This is a genomic window from Agromyces sp. P1_H4 (assembly GCF_056405255.1).
This window is the reverse complement of the sequence record NZ_JBFUCL010000505.1, coordinates 1-1744: the sequence shown is the minus strand read 5'-3', so window position 1 is coordinate 1744 and position 1744 is coordinate 1. Positions and strand designations below refer to the sequence as shown.

General features: G+C 70.6%; 1 protein-coding gene. It reads right to left on the bottom strand.

What is annotated here, in order from left to right:
• Positions 1–1567 (bottom strand): signal recognition particle protein (gene ffh, locus AC1DY2_RS19410; RefSeq protein ID WP_476763901.1); only part of this gene is annotated, 1567 nt, incomplete at its 3' end.
• Between the last annotated feature and the right edge of the window lie 177 nt (positions 1568–1744).

Sequence of the window (1744 nt, the reverse complement as noted above, 5' to 3'; positions counted from 1 at the left end):
GCAGGGCAGCGAGCTCCTCTTCGCTGGGGGCGGCCTTGGCGCCCGCCCCGCCGCCGAGGCCGAAGCCCGAGCCGGCGGGCGTCGAGCCCTGGCCGGCCGGGGTGACCCCCGACGCGATCGCCGCGTTCTCGGCCGCCCGCTTGGCAGGGTTGCCCGACCGCGAGCCCGACGACTTCTTCTTGCCCTTGGCCGCCTGGCGCTTGCCGCCGCCGTAGCCGCCACCGCCGGGGATCGGGCCCATGCCCGGAMTCTGCGGCATGCCGCCGCGGGCCACCGTCTTCATCATCTTGGCGGCCTGCTCGAAGCGCTGCACGAGCTGGTTCACGTCGGTGACGGTCATGCCGGAGCCGCGTGCGATGCGCAGTCGCCGGGAGCCGTTGAGGAGCTTCGGGTTGCGGCGCTCGGCGAGCGTCATCGACTGGATGATCGCCTCGGTGCGCACGATCTCGCGCTCGTCGAAGTTCTCGAGCTGCTGCTTCATGCCGCCAGCGCCGGGCAGCATGCCGAGCATCTTCTTGATCGAGCCCGCGCCGCGGAGCTGCTGCATCTGCGCGAGGAAGTCCTCGAGCGTGAACTGCTCGGTCGCGAGCTTCTCGGCGACCTTCATCGCCTCTTCCTCGTCGAAGGTCTGCTGGGCCTGCTCGATGAGGGTCAGGATGTCGCCGAGGTCGAGGATGCGGCTCGCCATGCGGTCGGGGTGGAACGGCTCGAAGTCGTCGAGGCCCTCGCCGGTGGACGCGAAGATGATCGGCCGGCCGGTGACCGACGCGACCGAGAGCGCGGCGCCACCGCGGGCGTCGCCGTCGAGCTTGGAGAGGACGACACCGGTGAAGTCGACGCCCTCCTGGAACGCCTTGGCCGTGACGACGGCGTCCTGACCGATCATCGCGTCGATGACGAAGAGCACCTCGTCGGGGTTGGTCGCCTTGCGGATGTTCGCGGCCTGCTTCATCATCTCGGCGTCGACGCCGAGGCGGCCCGCGGTGTCGATGATGACCACGTCGTGCTGGGCGCGCTCGGCCTGCTTGACGGCGTCCTTCGCGACGCGCACCGGGTCGCCGACGCCGTTGCCGGGCTCGGGGGCGAACACGGGGACTCCGGCCTGCGCGCCGACGACCTGCAGCTGGTTCACGGCATTCGGGCGCTGGAGGTCGGCCGCGACGAGCATGGGCGTGTGCCCGTCCTTCACGAGCCACTTCGCGAGCTTTCCTGCCAACGTGGTCTTGCCGGCGCCCTGCAGGCCCGCGAGCATGATCACGGTCGGCGGGTTCTTCGCGAACTGCAGCCGGCGCTGCTCCCCGCCGAGGATCGCCACGAGCTCCTCGTTGACGATCTGCACGACCTGCTGGGCGGGGTTCAGCGCCTTGTTGACCTCGTCGCCGAGGGCGCGCTCGCGCACGTGCGCCGTGAACTGCTTGACCACGTCGAGCGAGACGTCGGCGTCGAGCAGCGCGCGACGGATCTCGCGCACGGTGCCGTCGACGTCGGCCGCCGACAGCTTGCCCTTGGTGCGGAGGTTCTTGAAGGTCTCGGCGAGGCGGTCAGACAGGTTTCCGAAGGTAGCCATGGTGCACCAAGTCTAAGCGAGCGCGACGGTGCGGCCGTTCGGCGCCCGGGTGTTGCCCGGCTGGTGGCCGGATGCCCCGGCTACCCCTCGAAGCGCACGTCGACGACGGCTCGGCCGATGTCGATCGCCGCGATGAGCCGTTCGTCGGTGTCGTCGGGCGCGAGCGCGTACTCGAAC